This window comes from Agrobacterium tumefaciens, from assembly GCF_009649785.1.
Classification (GTDB): domain Bacteria; phylum Pseudomonadota; class Alphaproteobacteria; order Rhizobiales; family Rhizobiaceae; genus Agrobacterium; species Agrobacterium tumefaciens.
Genome location: NZ_WJOK01000003.1, coordinates 160,463 through 179,010, shown reverse-complemented (window position 1 = coordinate 179,010; position 18,548 = coordinate 160,463). Strand labels below are relative to the sequence as shown.

General features: G+C 61.1%; 11 protein-coding genes and 1 pseudogene. 10 read left to right on the top strand and 2 right to left on the bottom strand.

Annotated elements, in window-relative coordinates:
* Positions 1-195 precede the first annotated feature (195 nt).
* On the bottom strand, positions 196-1,542 hold the full coding sequence (locus GH784_RS04610) for a condensation domain-containing protein (protein ID WP_111795975.1): 1,347 nt from the start codon (positions 1,540-1,542) through the stop codon (positions 196-198).
* Positions 1,543-1,592: 50 nt separating this feature from the next.
* On the bottom strand, positions 1,593-6,032 hold the full coding sequence (locus GH784_RS04605; protein ID WP_111795976.1) for a non-ribosomal peptide synthetase: 4,440 nt from the start codon (positions 6,030-6,032) through the stop codon (positions 1,593-1,595).
* Between the two features lie 81 nt (positions 6,033-6,113).
* Here GH784_RS04605 and GH784_RS04600 point away from each other — a divergent pair, with 81 nt between their 5' ends.
* The 10 genes and pseudogenes from GH784_RS04600 (at position 6,114) to GH784_RS04555 (ending at position 18,526) form a co-directional block, all read left to right on the top strand.
* Positions 6,114-7,289 carry an isochorismate synthase gene (locus GH784_RS04600; RefSeq protein WP_065705798.1) on the top strand — a complete coding sequence of 392 codons (1,176 nt, stop codon included), beginning with the start codon at positions 6,114-6,116 and terminating at the stop codon, positions 7,287-7,289.
* A gap of 18 nt (positions 7,290-7,307) precedes the next feature.
* Positions 7,308-8,927 carry a (2,3-dihydroxybenzoyl)adenylate synthase gene (locus tag GH784_RS04595; protein ID WP_065705796.1) on the top strand — a complete coding sequence of 540 codons (1,620 nt, stop codon included), beginning with the start codon at positions 7,308-7,310 and terminating at the stop codon, positions 8,925-8,927.
* A gap of 73 nt (positions 8,928-9,000) precedes the next feature.
* Positions 9,001-9,870, top strand: coding sequence for an isochorismatase (locus GH784_RS04590; protein ID WP_025595093.1), 870 nt, complete (start codon positions 9,001-9,003; stop codon positions 9,868-9,870).
* Between the two features lie 13 nt (positions 9,871-9,883).
* Positions 9,884-10,639 (top strand): 2,3-dihydro-2,3-dihydroxybenzoate dehydrogenase, encoded by a 756-nt coding sequence (gene dhbA / locus GH784_RS04585; RefSeq protein WP_013762274.1) that lies wholly within the window; start codon positions 9,884-9,886, stop codon positions 10,637-10,639.
* Between the two features lie 30 nt (positions 10,640-10,669).
* Positions 10,670-11,383, top strand: coding sequence for a 4'-phosphopantetheinyl transferase family protein (locus GH784_RS04580; protein ID WP_065705795.1), 714 nt, complete (start codon positions 10,670-10,672; stop codon positions 11,381-11,383).
* 129 nt (positions 11,384-11,512) lie between these two features.
* Positions 11,513-13,426 carry a PhoX family protein gene (locus GH784_RS04575; RefSeq protein WP_025595095.1) on the top strand — a complete coding sequence of 638 codons (1,914 nt, stop codon included), beginning with the start codon at positions 11,513-11,515 and terminating at the stop codon, positions 13,424-13,426.
* A gap of 163 nt (positions 13,427-13,589) precedes the next feature.
* Entirely contained in the window at positions 13,590-13,985 is a 396-nt protein-coding gene (locus GH784_RS04570) for a (R)-mandelonitrile lyase (RefSeq protein ID WP_003518141.1), read from the top strand.
* A gap of 219 nt (positions 13,986-14,204) precedes the next feature.
* Positions 14,205-15,836, top strand: coding sequence for a SulP family inorganic anion transporter (locus GH784_RS04565; protein WP_376909215.1), 1,632 nt, complete (start codon positions 14,205-14,207; stop codon positions 15,834-15,836).
* Positions 15,820-16,436: pseudogene (locus GH784_RS04560) on the top strand (ParB-like protein). The gene GH784_RS04565 and the pseudogene GH784_RS04560 overlap by 17 nt, the downstream one beginning before the upstream one ends.
* Positions 16,433-18,526, top strand: a complete 2,094-nt coding sequence (locus GH784_RS04555; RefSeq protein WP_065705791.1) for a mechanosensitive ion channel domain-containing protein — start codon at positions 16,433-16,435, stop codon at positions 18,524-18,526. The pseudogene GH784_RS04560 and the gene GH784_RS04555 overlap by 4 nt, the downstream one beginning before the upstream one ends.
* Positions 18,527-18,548: the final 22 nt, after the last annotated feature.

Genomic DNA, 18,548 nt, shown 5'->3' with positions numbered 1-18,548 from the left:
GCTCGGGCCTGTCCCCACTGGATCCTTGGGACAAGCCCAAGGATGACGTTGGGTGGGAGGACAGCATGTCACCCCATCAGGCAGGGTTTTGCATAACGGAGCCGGGTTTATCACATCCGCACCCAGTCACTCCCGACCAAATGCAGAGTGACGGCAGAGAGATTTCCGTCCCCTTCTTGCAGAGCACCCGGCTTCTCAAACCGCCAGACGGAAGGCCGCGGAAACCTCTTCGGCCGGAGCCGCCAGCGCCTCGTCGCGCAGCATGGCATCCAGAAACAGCGGCATCTCCTCGCGGTAACGCGCGAAATCGTCGGCTTCGGTCAGTGCGGAATCCGCGTCGATATGCAGGTTCAGATCACTGCCGTCATCCTCGCCACGGAAGGTCAGGTTGAACCCGTCGCCCGGACCATTGGCGAGAATGTGCCTGATAACGGCAAGCCCTGCAAATACCGGCGCGCTGAAGGGCAGGACGTTGATAAGCGGTGAGAAGAAAAACCGCCGGCCCTTTGATATGTTGCGATCGGCGGCGATCTGTTCGATGCGGTAGCGGCCATGCAGGCGCTGCCGGCGCAGATTGGCGGCATTGCGCGCAAGGAAGCTACCAAGGCTCTCCTGCGGTTCTATTGTCAGATGGAAAGGCAGGATATTGACGAGCATGGCGGGCATATGCGCGCCGACGCTGCCCCAGCGGCTCATGAAGGGCAGCCACAGCGTCAGCACATCGCGATCCGGGCGCGGCAATACGCGGTGAAGATAAAGGCCTGAAAGCAGCACCAGCAGGTCCGGCCAGCCTATCTCCAGTGCGCCGGATATCTGTTGCAGTCTTGTGCTGAAACCTTCCGGCAATCCCGCATCGGCATGCAGGCCGCCGCCACCGTAATCCTCGCAATCCTTGTCCAGCACGGGCAGATCCACCGGCGGCGCGAGATAGGCCGTCCAGAACTCGCGGTCCTTTTCGAAACGGCGGCTTTGCCGGTAAGCGTCCTCTTCGGCAAGAAAACTGGGGAAAGGATGGAAATCCGGACCCGCCTCGCCCTTGCCGCAATAGTGCCCGTAAAGCTGCCCGCAGCGCTGCTCCACCAGCGTCAAACCATAACCGTCGACGACGATATGATGGGCACGGATATACCAGAGGTAGCGATCGTCGGCGATGCGGTAAAGCACCTGGGCGGAGAGCTTGTCGGTTCGAAGATCAAGCCCTGCCTCGACATCCGCGTTCATGCGCCCCAGCGCTTCCTCGAAAGGCGCCGGATGGGCACGGAGATCGACAAGCTCGACCATCGGAGCGTGGAGCGGATCGCAGCATTGCTGCGGCGTCTCGCCATCCTCACCGACGCGAAAACGGATCGACAGAACTTCCGATTCGCGCACGGTGCGCCTGATTGCCTCAAGCAGAGCGCCTTCGTTCACGGCACCGGAAAGCTCGATGTAATGGGCGACGGTAGAGACCGGTTCGTCGGGATGGAAGGAAAACTCCTCCCAGAAATCGAGTTGCGGCTGGGTCAGGGGAAGCCAGCCACTGGCAGGATCGATATGCGCCATCTGTTTTTCCTTGGATTATTCCTGTGATTTTCTGGCCGCAATGATGCGGTTCATGCCGCCGAGGCGGGTAAAAGCGAACTGACCTGTTTGGCGTTTCGGCAACGCAGGAGTTGCTGCGGCGAAAGCTCCACGCCGAAGGCGCTGCGAATTTCGGCCGAGACGGTTTTCAGATGCGAAGGCAAAAGGCCAAGCGCCAGCAAATCGCTGCTCGTGTCCACATTTTCCGGGTTTTTGCCCAGCACGCCGAGATAGATATCCAGCACGCGGCGATCACCCTGATCGGCGACTTTGATTGTTACAGCCGCAGGTGCCTTTGCCGGTTCCGCTGCCGTCAGCAATTCGCGGGCGCGGCGGCGATCCGGCTTGCCATTGGCCGATAGCGGCAGATCGGCCACATTGAGAAAGCGGCCGGGCACATGCGATTCCGGCAGATGCCTGCGGGCGAAATTGCGCATATCGGCGGCGGAAAGCTCAATGCCAGGCATCGGAACATAAAGCACGCCGATAGCAGCCTCCCCCTTTTGCTCGGCACCGTAATCCACCACCAGTACACGCTGGATGGAGGGGTGGCGGATAAGTTCATTTTCCACATCCGGCAGCGAGACCCGCACCCCGCGCACCTTGACGTAACCGTTGACGCGGCTGGCGAACATGATCTTGCCATCCGGCCGGTAACGGCCCCGGTCTCCGGTGCGGAAGGCGCGCACCGCATGTCCACCGGGATCGCTGACCGTGACGAAATCCGTCTGGGTAATGGCACCATCTTCAAGATAGCCGATCGCCACATTCACGCCCACTGTGTGGATGCGTCCGACAACGCCCGCCGGGCAATGGCCGCCCTGATCGTTGAGGATGAAATATCGATTGCTGGGTAGAGGGTGTCCATAGGGTATCGCCGTGGTATCGGCTGCCACGATCTCGTGCCAGATGCTCCAGATGGTCGTTTCCGTCGGCCCGCCCAGCGATATCAGCCGAAGCTCGGGTTTCAGCCGGCGCAACTCCTCGATGACCACGGGCTTGATGTAATCACCGCCCTGCGCAACGAGCCGGAGCGAGCCGAGCTGGTCGCCACGACGGCAGGACAGGAGCATCTCAAGGATCGCCGGCACCGAGCACCACAGCGTAACGCCGTGTTCGGCCACCAACTCGTTCCAGCGGACCGCATCCTTTTCCTCGCCGGGTTCCGGCAGCACCAGCGTCGCACCGGCGGCAAGCGCGCCGAATACATCGAAGACCGACATGTCGTGGTGCAAGGGCGTAACGGAGATAAAGACGTCATTCTCCGTCACCGTCCATTCCGAAAGCGTACTGTCGATGACATTGGCCGTGGCCCTGTTAGAGAGCACGACGCATTTCGGTTTGCCTGTCGTGCCGGAAGTGTAGAGGTAATAAGCGGGTGCTTCGCTTGCTGAAAGTACCGCCAGTTCCGCCGGGTTAACGGGCACGCCGGAGGCGGCTGGCGCTGCGAGAAGCTCCTCGGGACCGACAGCGTCGAATCCTTGCGGAACGGAACGGGCGACGATCATGGCCGGGCGGCAATTGGTCAGCAGATAGTGCAGGCGATCTTCCGGCGAGCTCGCATCGATCGGCACCCAAATGGCGCCGATAAGTGCAGCGGCCAGCGTGACGGCCGTGTGCTCCGGGCTGCGCGGCAGGCACACCGCTACGACATCGCCCCGGCCAATGCCGCGCGTCTTAAGGCCCGCCATCGCCCGCGCCACCGCGTCGCCAAGTTCGTGATAGGAGATGCGCCGTTCGCCGTTGATCAGGGCCGTGCGCGATCCGTCTCCTTCGAAAAGATGCGAGGCGATCCGTTCCAGGAATGGCGGGCAGACGAAGTTCCGCTCGTCGCCATTCAGCCGATAGTGAGACAGGTCGACGATCTCGCGGAAATTCATCGAAAACGTCCCGCTGGCGGTGATCGCGGTAATCGCACGCTCTATGGCGCCGAGAATGCCAGCCACCATTCCGGCATCGATCGCCTGCTCCGCATAATCGATATCGAGGACGAGATCGCCATCCGGGTTTTGCGAAAACCGGAAATCCAGCGCCACCTGTGGTGTCTGGGTCAGCCCGTCCGTCCAACGAAGCGTGGAAGCTTGCGAAAGCGTCGGCCATGAGAGGCCGTTGGTGATGACGACAGGCAGGGCGAGCCCGCCGGGATTGGCGTTGAGAAGGATGCGATTGAGATCGATCCCCGAAAAAGCCAGATGATTGAGGCCCTCAAGCACATCGGTTTGCAAAGCTGCGGCACGCTCCACAAAATCGCCCTTGGCCGCATCCCATTTGACCGCGATGAAGCTCGAGCGATTGGCAAAGGTGCCTTCCACCTGCGGGGCGACGGGAATGCCGACGACGAGGGCACCTTCGTTCAGCCAAAGCGACAGCACATCGAGGATTACCGCCGTCAGCGCAGAATTCTTGAACAGCCGCTCTTTTGCGCCGATCCGTGAAAAGGCGGTAAAGCGTTGTTTTTCCACGGTCAGGCTCTGGCGGCTGTAACGCGAAACGGCAATGGTTTCGAGCGGGGCTTTCCACGGCAGTTGCGAGGGCACTTCCGCACCCTCAAGTTTCTCAGCCCAGTATGCGGCATCCTCGGCACGGGCCGCTGCTACATCTTGCTGCGCGACGGTGGCTGCGACGGCTGATGCGGGCGGCACGACATCATCGAAGAGTTCCGCCGCAAGGCTGGCTATTCCCCGTCCGTCGAGAATGAGGGCGTCGAAGCGCAGGAAGACCGCCACGCTGTCCCCCACCGCAATTTCCGGCAGACGAAACACCGTGACCTGCCAGGGAGAGGCGGCAAGATCGAAATGGGCATGGGAGAAAGCCTGCCGCACGGTGCCGATCCGCTGTTCGGCTTCGGAAGCGGACAGGTGCGAAAGATCAACAATATCAAGGTTTAGCTTCGGCTCATCCGAGATCACCTGCACCAGACGCCGCTCATCGATGTGGGTGCGCAGGCTTTCATGCCGCTCGACCATTGCGGTAAGGCGCGAGCGAAGCAATGCCGGATCGATATTGCCGCGATATTCGCGGAACTCCTGCATCGCCACGCCGCTCAGCGGCAGATGGGTACCGCGACCGAGCAGATAGGCCTTTTGCAAGGCTGAGAGTGGCCGTTCCATGGATTTTCCTTTTGTCTGCGCTGTCGCTTCAGGCGCTTGCAAGCCAAATCGCTCCACGGTCTCGGAAACGAGATCGGGGCTGGCGGCGAGGTGGCGAAGAAGGGCGGTATAGGCGTCGAACAGGGCTCGCAGCCAGCTTTCCGGCAGTGCATCGAGCCGCACATCCCAGTTGATCAAAAGCCCGCCATCGAGCGCTGCGACCTGCGCATCCAGCGCAACTCCAGGCCCCTGCGAGACGGTGTGGATCATCGGGCCGAACACGCGCCCCACATTTTCCGAAAACAACTCGCCCCCGGGCAAATCGACACCCGCGGTAAAGACAACCGGTGAGGTCTGCAAACCGCCGCGCAGGCGGGAAAGGTCGCGCATGACGCTGACCCCGGGATAGGACTGGTGCGCCAAAAGCCCGTTCATCTCTCCGAACAGCCGTCCAAGCAGTCGCTCAAGGCTCTCCTCAGGCCGGATATCAACGCCAAGAATGAGCACATTGGAGAATTCGCCGACGATGCCATCGACCCCTTCCACCCGCGGCGCGCGCCAGAAAGCCGGCACGGAAAGCCGGAACTTTTCCGTATTCGTCGCCTGCGAAAGCACCACTGTAAAGACACCAAGCAACAGGGTCGACGTGGTCACGCCGCAGCGCCGCGCCACCCGTTCCAGACTGCTGCGTTCAGCCGGAGAAAGTCTTGCTGCAAGGCGATCGGTGTGAACGGCGCGTGACGGGTCCTCGGGCAAAAACGGCAATGGCGGTGCCTCCGGAATATCGGCAATATGTTGCCGCCACCACAGCCGGTCCCTTTCACGCTGGGCTTTGAGTTCCGGATCGGATGCAAGACGTTCCGCCCAGCTGAAAAACGATGGTGGTGTATCCCCCAATGGCTCGAGTTCGTCCGCGTCGGCTTCATAAAAGCGGGCGAGATCTTCCAGCACGATACGCATACTGGCGGGATCGATGGCCAGCATGTCGGTATCCAAATGCAGCCTGGCGCGACCTGCGGGCAGCAGGCTGAGCGACACTGCCGCCGGCGGGGCAACACGCAGATCGATCTGGCGATGGCTCCACGCCTCACGTTTGGCGGCAAGACGGTGCGCAAGCGCCTCATCATTGAGAGCCGCCATGTCCTCCACGTCGAGGCGGAGCGGCCGGCCGGCGGGGTCCGCCGTCTGTCGCCCTTCCGCATCAATCCTGAGGTTGAGCATGGGGTGACGCCGGCAAAGCCTTTCGACCGCGACGGCCAGTCTTTCCGCCTCCAGCCCCCTGCCTTCGAACTCGAGATAGAGATGCGGCGTAACTTTTCCGAGTATCCCGTCCGCCTCTCGGCCGACCCAGTAGGCAACCTGCATGGGGGTTAAATTTAGCATGTGAATTTGCACCGATTGACAAAACATGATTATCATAATCAAGTATAAGCCACCGTCAACCACTCGCACAGGAGGCATCCCATGAAAACGGGAGCACTCAGGACGAATGACGTCGATTCCGACGAAATTACTGATTTTGATAGAGAATTTCTGTTCACTTCTGGCTCGGGCGAACTGCGTGCCAGAGGCATTCGCGAAAGGATAACGATTCCTGCCCATGGCGCCGAAGACGCGGGAAGCCCTTTGCAGAAGGCGATAAAGGCCGCTTTCGAGAGGGCGCGCAGGGCCGGACAGGACAATCCCATCGCCATTGGCGCCATCCCCTTCGACGTCAACGAGCCATCCTGCTTATACATTCCCAACAACCATGAGTGGAATCCAAAGGATACCGCTTCGATCTCGACTGATTCGGCCATGCCAGCGCTTGTCGGCCAGAACAGCCTGCCCGATGAAAATGGTTTCAAGCGCGCCGTCGAGCATGCCATCGTCAATTTCCGCCATTCCGATGTCCGCAAGGCGGTGCTTTCCGTCATGCGTGAACTGACCTTCGCCTCCGAGGTCAATGTCGAAAGATTGCTGGCCAGCCTCGCCAAACAGAACCGCGAGGGTTACCAGTTTCGCATTCCGCTGCCCGATGGCGGCGATCTGATCGGCGTGAGCCCCGAACTCCTCATCCGCAAGCAGGGTGAAAAAGTCATCTCGAACCCGCTCGCGGGCTCGGCAAAACGCATGGCTGACCCGGTGGCGGACAAGGCCAATGCAGACCGGCTTTCGGCTTCGGAAAAAGACCATTACGAGCATAGCCTCGTGATCGAGGATATACGCTCGCTGCTTACGCCTTGCTGCACTGAAATCGACGTTCCCGAAAAGCCCTCCCTCATCAACACGGCCGCTCTCTGGCATCTTTCAACGCGCATCGAGGGTCGCCTTGCTGATCCCGAGACCAATGCGCTGCAACTCGCGTGCCTGCTGCATCCCACACCTGCTGTTTGCGGTTTCCCCACCGAGCGTGCCCGCAGGCTTATTCGCTTCGTCGAGCCTTTCGAGCGTGGGCTGTTCACCGGCATGGTCGGCTGGACGGATGCCGAGGGTAACGGCGAATGGGTGGTGACAATCCGTTGCGGCACCGTGCAACGGCAAACCGTGCGGCTGTTCGCAGGCGCCGGCATCGTTGAAGCCTCGGAACCCGAATCCGAGTGGGCCGAGGTGCAGACCAAGCTCAAGACCATGCTGAACGCCTGCGGTCTTTCTGCCTAATTTTCCCAGGGACACACCATGACAATCGAATTTGAACGCTGGCCCGAAGATCTGGCGCGCCGATACCGCGACCGCGGCTACTGGATCGACAGACCGCTCAGCGACATCCTCACCCAGCAGGTGGAACTTCGGCCGGACGCGACCGCGCTGATCTGCGGCGACCGCCGCTTCACCTATGCCGATCTCGACCGGCAATCTTCCAATCTTGCCGGGCATCTGGCTGCCGCCGGGATCGGCAGGGGCGATACGGCACTGGTGCAATTACCAAATATCGCGGAGTTCTATCTCGTCTTTTTCGCTCTGATGAAAATCGGCGCTGCACCCGTCAATGCGCTTTTCAGCCATCGCCGGCTGGAAATGACCTCCTATGCGGAACAGATTACGCCAAATCTGGTGATCGGCTCGCGTTCCCACGAGCTTTTTGCCAATGACACGTTTCTGGAGGCGCTGAAGCTTACCTCTCCGCAGCTTGCCGTGACGCTGCTGCTTGGTGAGGCGGAACCGCAGCGCAGCCTCGAACAATGGCTCTCATCACCCGCCGAAAATGCGCCGCATTACGGCCCTTCGGCAGCCGATGAGGTAGCGTTGTTCCAGCTTTCCGGCGGCAGCACCGGAACACCGAAACTGATCCCCCGCACGCATAACGACTATGACTACAGCGCCCGGGCCAGTGCGGAAATCTGCGAGCTGACGCCGCAGACCCGTTTCCTCTGCGCCATTCCGGTGGCGCATAATTACCCCATGAGTTCGCCGGGTGCGCTTGGCGTGTTCCACGCTGGCGGCACCGTGGTAATGGCGGCCAATCCCGAGCCGCTTGCCTGCTTTGACCTCATCGAAAAACATGGCGTCGACATTGTGCCTCTGGTGCCGCCGGCCGTGGCACTGTGGTTACAGGTGGCGCCCGCCCATCGCGAACGGCTGAAATCCCTCAAGCTGCTGCAGGTCGGCGGCGCAAGCTTTGCTGAAGCTTTAGCCCGTCAGGTGCCGCAGGTGCTGGGTTGCACCCTCCAGCAGGTCTTCGGCATGGCGGAAGGTCTGGTGAACTATACCCGCGCCGGTGATCCCGACCATATTGTCTTCACCACGCAAGGGCGGCCGATCAGCCCGGATGACGAGATCCGCATCGTTGACGAGGACGGCAACGACGTCCCAGAAGGCGAAGCCGGCATGCTGGCGACGCGCGGCCCCTATACGTTTCGCGGATATTACCGCGCCGCCGAGCACAGCGCGCGCGTCTTCGACAACCAGGGTTTTTATTATTCCGGCGATGTCGTTCAGCGCACGCCCGAAGGTTACCTGCGGGTGGTTGGCCGGGTGAAAGACCAGATCAATCGCGGCGGCGAGAAGGTCGCATCGGAAGAGGTGGAAAACCTGATCCTGCAGCATCCGGATGTGACGCATGCCGCACTGGTGGCGATGCAGGACGAACTCCTCGGTGAAAAAAGCTGCGTCTTCGTCGTTTCCCGCAATCCCGCTCTCAAGGCACCGGCCATCCGCCAGCATCTCTCTGCTCTGGGTGTTGCGGATTACAAGCTGCCGGACCGGGTGCGTTTCATCGACACCATGCCGCTTACTGCCGTCGGCAAGATCGACAAGAAACGTCTGCGCGACATGCTCGCAGCGCCAATCCCGGCGTAATTGAGCGTGCACGCCTCAACCATTTGAAAATTGCGTGTCGCCCATGCCGATGCGCCAAACCATCGAGGTCAACATGACGATCCCCACCATTTCCGATTATCCGATGCCGGTCGCAGCAAGCTTTCCGGCCAACAAGACCAAATGGCAGCCGGACGCCAAGCGCGCCGTGCTGCTCATCCACGACATGCAACGTTATTTCCTGCGGTTCTACGAGGCCGACGGCACGTTGATGACAACCCTCATCGACAATCTTGCAAAGGTAAAGGCATGGGCGGTTCAGAACGGCGTGCCGGTCATATACACCGCCCAGCCGCACGACCAGCCTGCCGCCGACCGCGCGCTTCTGAACGACATGTGGGGACCGGGCCTGACCGTGGTCGACCCGGAGTTGCAGAAGGTCGTGGACAAGCTTGCGCCGACGCCCGACGATGTGGTGCTGACCAAATGGCGCTACAGCGCCTTCCAGCGTTCAGACCTTGCCGAGCGCATGAAGGGGTGGGGCCGCGACCAGATCATCATCGGCGGCGTCTACGCCCATATCGGCTGCATGATGACGGCTGTTGAAGCCTTCATGAAGGATATTCAGCCCTTCATGCTGGGTGATGCCGTCGCCGATTTTTCCGAAGCCGAACACCGCATGGCGCTGCAATATGTGGCAACACGCTGCGGCGTGGTGATCGACACTGAAAGCCTTGCCGGCGCGGGAGAGACCACCGATATCAGCGAATGGCTGAAGGCCCGCGTCCTGCAAATGGTGGAGGACGAGAGCGACATCGACCCGGATGAGAACCTGATCTTCTATGGGCTGGATTCGCTGCAGGTGATGAAGCTTGCCGGCGAACTGAAGGAACGCGGCGTCATCGTGGGCTTCGAAGAGCTTGCCCGCGTACCGACGCTTTCTGCCTGGTGGGCGCTGATCGAAGAAAAGCGGCTCGCGGCCTGAGCGGACGGACAAGATGATGCAGAACAGATTTAACGGGCGGCGCGTGCTGGTGACGGGTGCCGCGCAGGGCATCGGCCGCCGCATCGCCGAGCGTTTCACCGAGGAAGGGGCCGAGGTCATCGGCCTTGACCTCATTGCCGATGCAACCGATGCAACCTTCCGCCAGATCACGCTCGACATCACGGACGCGGCGGCAGTGGAGGCGGCGAGCAAGGCGATCGAGAAGGAATGGGGCGGGCTGGACATTCTCGTCAACGCCGCCGGCATCCTCCGGCTCGGCGACAGCGAAAGCCTGACGCCGCAGGATTGGAACGCCTGCATGGATGTCAATGCTGCGGGGCCGTTCTACCTGCTGCGGCAATGGAGCGGCGTCTTCAAGCGGCAGCGGCGCGGGGCAATCGTCAACATCGCCTCCAACGCCGCCGTTGTGCCGCGCATCGGCATGCTCGCCTATTGTGCTTCCAAGGCCGCACTCGTCAGCCTCAGCCATTGTGCAGCACTTGAACTCGCGCCCTATGGCGTGCGCTGCAATGTGGTGTCACCCGGCTCCACCGATACGCCGATGCTGGCCGGCATGCTGAACGATCCCAGCGGCAAACAGCGACTGGTCGCCGGTCTTCCCGAGCAGTTCAAGCTCGGCATTCCGCTGGGCAAGATCGCGCGGCCGGACGACATCGCCGACACGGTGCTGTTCCTTGCCTCCGATCAGGCAGGCCATGTGACGATGCAGCAGATCGTGGTCGATGGCGGCGCCACGCTTGCCGCCTGAGCATCGGTCCGCGTGATGAGGATGACAGATATGGCCAACGCGCCGGCGTTTCACGGCGAAGCTGTTTCCGGCGATCCACCCCAGGCCATCTGGCCTTGGCCGGACGACAGATGCGATTGTCATTGCGTCACCCTTCATTACAGCGCCGAAGAAGGGCGCGGCGGCAAGGTCCCTCCCTTGCCGCCGCAGCTTTTGCGCGCTGCGCCCAGACGCAAGGCGGAATTTATAGCCGGGCGCAGATGTGCTGCCGAAGCCATACGCCGTCTGACCGGCCGCGCCGACTTTCCCGGCATGGGAGAGGATCGCGCCCCTATCTGGCCCGAAGGCGTGGTCGGCGCGATTTCCCACAGCCACGAGCGGGCAATTGCGCTTGCCGGCTCTTCCGAGCGGTTCTGCGGCATTGGCATCGATATCGAAAGGCTTCTGAGCGAGGAGGAAGCTTGCGATATTGCCCCGCAGGTACTGACCGCAAACGAACGCCTCAGTCTTGGAAACGACATCGATCCCTTCATGACCGGGCTGATCTTTTCGGCCAAGGAAAGCCTGTTCAAAGCGCTTTATCCGACCGTCAGACGTTTGTTCTTTTTCGAGGCGGCGGAGTTATCCGGCTATGAAGAGTGCGGTTCAGCATCCCTTCGGCTGACGACCGACATCAGCGGCGAGTGGCGCAAGGGAACGGACATTGCTTTCCACTTCTGCCGCTTCGAAGGCTTTTTGCTCACCCGTATCCTTCTCCCGCATTAAGGGAAAAATACAGAATCCTTTTCTGTGAAGATCATATTTAAAGTCGTTGTTCCCGTCATTTGTGTGAAACACTGAAACGGTACGCACCGTGTTGGAATGATTCCAAACATGCAACGGTGGAGACACGATATGACCGACATCGATACGAGCAAGCTTTCCTGGGATGCGTGGGACGAGCTGCAAAACCCGCCGCCGGCCGAAACCGATTTCGACCGCGTGGTCGAGACCGCGATTTCCCGCCGCGGCTTTCTCGGTGGCGTGCTTGCCTTCGGTTCGGCCGCAGCAGCCATGGGCACGCTCGGCAACCTGATGACCAGCACCTCGGCGGAAGCGCAGGAAGCGGCAGCCGGCCGTTTCCCCTTCAAGCCGGTGGCTGCCGCGACCGACCACACCATTCACGTGCCGGAAGGCTACAGCTGGAAGCCAGTCGCCAAGTGGGGCCAGCCGCTGTTCTCCAACGTGCCCGACCTCGACCCTACCAAGGGTGTCAGCGTTGAAAACTCCGACAAGGTCTTCGGCGAAAATACTGACGGCATGGAACTGTTCATGGTTGGCAATCACCAGCTGATCGCCGTCAACCATGAATATGTAAACCCCGAAACCAACCTGCCGCATGCCGAAAAGGGCAACCCGAAAACGGCCGACGACGTCAAGATCCTGCAGAACATGCAGGGCGTCACCGTCATGGAAGTTGCGGAAGGCACCGGAGGCTGGGAAATCGTTCTCGACAGCCCGTTCAACCGCCGTATTCACCACAACACCCCGATGAAGCTTTCCGGCCCGGCCGCAGGCTCGGACCTCGTCAAGACCGCCGCAGATCCGAAGGGTGTCGACTGTCTGGGGACCTTCAACAATTGCGGCGCCGGCCGCACGCCCTGGGGCACCTACCTCACCTGCGAGGAAAACTTCAACGGCTATTTCGGTACCACTGATGCCGCCTTCAAGCTGCCGGATGACTACAAGCGCTACGGCATCGTCGCCGAGACCCGTTACGCCTATGAGAAGTTCGATGCGCGTTTCGATGTCGCCAAGAACCCCAACGAGCCGCGCCGCGCCGGTTACGTGGTCGAGATCGATCCTTCGGACGCCTCCTCCACCCCGATCAAGCGCACCGCCCTCGGCCGCATCAAGCACGAAAACGCCGCCGTGGTGATTGCCCGTGACGGCCGCGTGGTGGTTTACATGGGCGATGACGAGCGTGGCGAATTCCTCTACAAATTCGTCTCCAACGGCATTTACGTGCCCGGTGGCGACACCTCGAAACTGCTAGACGAAGGCACGCTCTACGTCGCCAGGTTCTCGGACGACGGCGCTGGTGAATGGTTGGCTCTCACGCCTGAGACGACAGGCATGAAGATCGATGAAATCTGCGTCTTCACCCGTCAGGCCGCTTCCAAAGTGGGCGCGACAACGATGGACCGCCCGGAATGGGTCGCCATCAACCCGGTCGCCATCGAAGCCTATTGCGCCCTTACCAACAACAGCCGTCGCGGCGAAATGAAAGACGGCAAGTTGCGCGCCAATGCTGGCGGCGACGCCATGGCGATCAATGCTGCCAACCCGCGCGAAAAGAACGAATACGGCCAGATCGTGCGCTGGTACCCGGAAAACGACGATCACGCGGACGGCAGATTCAAGTGGGACCTGTTCTGCATGGCCGGCAACCCCACCGTTCACAAGGATGCCTATGCAGGCTCTTCGAACATCAACGAAGGCAACATGTTCAACTCGCCCGATGGCATGATGTTCGATTCGACCGGTCTTCTCTGGATCCAGACCGACGGAGAGGACAGCAACGAGGGCAACTTCGCCGGCCAGGGCAATAACCAGATGCTGGCAGGCGATCCGGCGACCGGCCGTATCGAACGTTTCCTGACCGCGCCGAAGGGTTCTGAAGTTACCGGCCAGACATGGTCCGGCGACAAGCGTACCCACTTCGTCGGCATCCAGCACCCCGACGCCCCCTTCCCGGATGGCGAAGGCAAGCTGCCGCGCTCCACCGTTATCGCCATCAAGCGTGACGACAACGCGCAGATCGGCTGACGCTTTGGCTTAGGCGGAACCGGGTCTCGGCATAGCGGAGATCCGGTTCCTGTCACCCGTGACCAAGGGTCGATGCGGCCTGACTGAATTTTCACTCGCCAGTGGACAAGAGAGGCATTACCGCTTCAAATCTCCCCACACGATACCAGTCAGGAGAATGACCATGGAAATATTGCGCGCGGGAACACGGGCCTCAACCAAAGGCCCCGAGGCATGGTTTACCGGCACGGTCCGTATCGATCCTCTGTTCAACCCGTTCGATGCAGAGCGGGTTCAGGGCGCTCAGGTCACCTTCGAACCAGGCGCGCGAACCGCATGGCACACGCACCCGCTCGGACAGACCCTGATCGTGGTTTCAGGGTTTGGAAGGGTGCAGCGCGAGGGTGGCCCCGTGGAAGAAATCCGCCCCGGCGATACCGTGTGGTTCGCACCGGGCGAAAGGCACTGGCACGGGGCGGCACCCGATGTCGCCATGACGCATATCGCGCTTCAGGAAGTGAAAGACGGCAAGGTCGTGGACTGGATGGAGCACGTCACGGACGATCAGTATGGTGGCTGAAGTGGCCTGGCCGAAATGGCGCTCGTCCTGCCTGCCGGACGATCTCCAGCGTTAAGCAACATCCGGAAGAGCCGAAATATTTCGGGGGCGCGATTTTAACTTTGACTCGTATGCGCATTGGGTGAACCTTCATCGCGTCGCGGGAACATGGTGGAGAATCGTGATCTTAACCGGTGGAATTGTCCTTGCCCTTATCACCGCCAATGCGGTTGCAATTCCATGCCCATGACACTCAACCGCCGCGATGTGGTGGCGGGGTTGTCGATTGCCGGCCTGATGTTACCGGAAGCGATCGCCTATTCGGGGATTGCCGGCGTTCCAGCCCAGCACGCCATCCTTGCCGCCATCATGGGCTGCATCGTCTATGCCATTTTTGGCCAGAGCCGTTTTGCGGTCGTCTCGCCCACATCGTCCTCCGCCGCAATCCTGGCGGCAATGCTTGCGACGCTCTCGGTCACACCAGCGCAAAAGATGCTGCTTGTTGCCATTACTGTCGCTCTGGTGGGCCTGCTGTTTCTGCTTGCGGCTGCCACGCGGCTCGGCGCCCTGTCGAGTGTCATCTCACGCCCCGTGCTGCGCGGTTTTGCCTTCGGCCTCGCCATTCTGATCACCATAAAGCAATTGCCGAGCCTCTTCGGGATAAAGGCGCAGTCGGGCGAGCCGCTTTCCATTCTCCTGCAAATCCTCTCCCGCCCGCAGGACTGGAGCCTTGAAAGCATCGCCGTCGGCGTTGTGGCACTCGCCGTGCTGCTTCTCCTGCGCAGGCGCCCCGCCATCCCCGGTAGCCTCGTCGTCATCGTGGCAGGAATTGCCATCTCGATCCTGCTCAACCTTCAAAGTCGGGGCGTCGCCGTCGTCGGCCAGATCGATCTTGCCGGCATATGGGCGGGCCCGTTTTCGGTGTCGCTCGACGATGTCGCGCATGTTGCCCGCTTCGCGCCGCCACTCGTCCTCATCCTCTTTGCGGAATCATGGGGCACCATCCGAAGCTTTTCGCTTCGCCATGGCGAAATTGTCGATTCCAATCGCGAACTCAGAGCATTCGGGCTTGCCAATATCGCCAGCGCCGCCATGCAGGGTATGCCGGTTGGTGCGGGTTTTTCCGCAGGCGCAGCAAGCGAGGCGGTTGGGCCGCAAAGCCGGCTTGCCTCTGCCATCGCCGCAATCGGCCTGGCGGTCTTCAGCCTGCTCGCCGCCAGATGGTTCGCTTTCATCCCGGAAGCAGTCCTTGCCGCCGTGATCGCCGTGGCGCTGTTGCATGCGCTCGACCCCGCGCCCATCATCCGTTTATGGCGGCTCGGCAACGACGCCTATCTGGCACTTGCCGCCGCAGCCGGCGTACTTGCCTTCGGTGTGCTGAACGGCATGCTTGTCGCCGTCGCCCTTTCCTTCGCCGTCTTCGTTCGCCGGCTTTCCTTACCGCATGTCATGCATCTTGGCCGGCTGGGCGATAGCCACGACTTTGTCGACATGGAACGCCACCCGGATGCGAAGGATGTGTCAGGCATGATTATTCTCCGGCCCGCACAGCCGCTTTTCTTCGGCAATGCGGAACCGATCCTTGCCGCCGTTACCAAATACATCGTTGCGCGGCCGGAACTGCACATCGCGATTGTCAGCCTTGAGGAAACATTCGAACTGGATTCCACCGCGCTTGATGCGTTGCTGGAGTTCGATGCAGCGATGCAGCGCAGCAGCATCGTGGTCTATTACGCGCGCATGCACGACCATGTGAAGGATCTGCTGCTTGTCGGCGGCGGATCCGACATGGTGGCGCGCAGCAATTTCAGTGTCGATGATGCCGTGACGGCGGCCATGCATCGGGAGGACAGCCTTGCCACACAATCTTGAACCGCATCTGACCCCGGTTGAAATCACCTCACTCAAACCAACGCAGATGACAGTCGGTCTGCGCGAGGTGGAGGACAAGCGCCGGCAATGGGCCGCCATCCGTGAGGAAAAGGGAGCCGACTTCCTCGGACACCACATGGTACCCGTCGTCCTTGGTCACAAACAACGTCTTTATCTGGTGGACCACCACCACCTCGCTTTGGCCTTGCATGAGGAAGGCGTGAAACATGTCCTGACCAGTATCGTTGCCGATCTTTCCCATCTCGGCCGGCAGGAATTCTGGTCGTGATGGACCATCGCAACTTCGTCTATCCTTTCGACGTGGATGGCGTGCGCCATCCCATCGAAAACCTTCCCAAACGGATCGTCGATCTCAAGGACGATCCCTTCCGCGCGCTGGCCGGCGCGGTTCGCGACGCTGGCGGTTTTGCCAAAATAGACGCTCCCTTCAGTGAATTCCTCTGGGCGGATTTCCTGCGCCGCCGGGTGGGAGACAAGAAGCTGCGACATTCCTTCGAGGACGCTGTGGAGGAAGCGATGCAACTGGCACGCTCGCGCGATGCGCGGCATCTGCCTGGATGGTGTGGAGCGGACCGATGACAACCCTTCCCTCCCTTTTCCGAGTGATGGCGGCTGCCATCGCAGTTTTCGTACTGGGCGCGGCGAGCCTAGCTGCGCAGGAACTACCGCCGCCAGCGAGACCGGCCCCTACGGAACAGACGACAGAGCAGAAAGTCGACCAGTTGCTACAGCTTCTGGGACAGGACGATGTTCGTGCCCTTCTCACACAGAAGCTTGCGGCCGCCGGGACAGAGCAGCCGCCAGAACTGACGCCGCAGAGCCAGTTGAGCGATCTCGACCAATGGGCAAGCAAGCGGCGCGAACACCTAGGCCGCCTCGCAAGGGACCTGCCCGGCATGTCCACGCAGATCATCGCGGCGCTGGGAAGGCTTTGCGACGAGATCAGAAACTACGGTGCAGCCGTCTTCTTGCTGCACGTATCCATCCTGTTCGGTGCGGGCCTTGCCGGCGGCGTTGCCACGAACCGGATCATAGCGATGCAGGCCTCCCGCAGGAACGGCGCGGATATCGGCAAGGAGGCCTCGTCTGTCGTATCGCGGAGGCTTTTGCCCGTCTTCGGCTACGGCATTGCTGCCACCGCCATGTTCCTTGCCATCCAATGGTCACCTTTGCTGAGCGCCGTTCTCCTGCCCTGGCTTGCAACCAGCATCGTGTTGCCGCTGCTTTTTGCCTTCACGCGCCTGCTGCGGCGGGTCGTTGGCCGTGAGGCCTATGCCCGGCGCGATTTCTGGATCGTCCGCTGGACATGGCTCCTGACACTTGCCGGCATTTTCTGGTCCCTGCTCAGGACGCTCGAAAATCTCGATGTCCCGCGTGAAACGCTCGGGCTTCTGTCCTCCGCCATGGTCGGGCTCCTGTTCCTGCTCGCATGCATCTGGATCTGGCGTCGCCCGGTCGGCGATCCGGGTTCGGAGCGGGCAAGGGCAATCGACGTCGCGTTGATCTTCAGCCTCATCATCCTCTTCGGGCTGCGGCTTGCCGGTGCCGGGGTCCTGTTCTGGATCGGGCTTTATGCGCTGGTTCTGCCCGGCCTTGCCTCGACGCTTGGCATCGCGGCGCGAAAGCTGGCAACCGACATCGGCACCTATGGGGAAAGCGATCTTCGCCCGGTACTGGTCGAGCGAGGCGTGCGGCTTGCAATCGTCGGGACTGCCATCCTGTGGCTGATCTTCCTCGTGCGCGCGCATCCGAATTCCCTGCCCGATGGCGCATTGCTGACGTCGATCGTCGTCGGCGTCCTGCACGGGGCGCTGATCCTGCTTCTTGCCGATCTCGTCTGGATCGCGATCAAGTCGATGATCGCACGGCGGCTGGAGTTGAGTACACCCGCCGGCAACCCGATGAGCGGCCAACCGGGTGTGGGCCAGCCGCAAGATGACCGGCTTTTGACCATTCTGCCGATCCTTCGCAACATGCTCGGCATCATCATCGCCGCGGTTGCGGTCATGACGGCACTTTCGGAACTCGGCGTCAATATCGGGCCGCTGCTGGCGAGCGCCGGCATCTTCGGCATCGCCATCGGTTTCGGTTCGCAGACGCTGGTCAAGGACATCATCAGCGGCGTGTTCTACATGATCGACGACGCCTTCCGCGTCGGCGAATACATCCAGAGCGGTTCCTACCGCGGCACGGTGGAATCCTTCAGCATCCGCTCGGTCAAACTGCGGCACCATCGCGGCCCGATTTTCACCGTGCCGTTCGGATCGCTCGGCGCCGTCGAAAATATGAGCCGCGACTGGTCGATCGACAAATTCCTCGTCACGGTCGCCTTCGATACTGACATTGCCAAGGTCCGGGCCATTACCAAGGAGATCGGTAAGGCGCTGAAGGAAGACCCGGAATTCGGACAGTTCCTGATCGAAACCGTCAAGCTGAAGGGCGTCGAGCAATTCGGCGAATATGGCATGACGCTTGGTTTCGGCATGATGCTGCGCGCCGGCGGGCAATCCTCCATGGTGCGCCGCAAGGCCTATTCGATGCTGAAGGATGCCTTTGCGCAAAACGACATCCAGTTCGCCAGCATGGCGGGCGCCTATCCCACATCTACACGAAGCGCGCGGCCACAGGAGCCCGAAGCAAGCGACGGGACGGGGCCGGTGGAAGAATAGGCCTCCGGCAACCGCGCCCCAA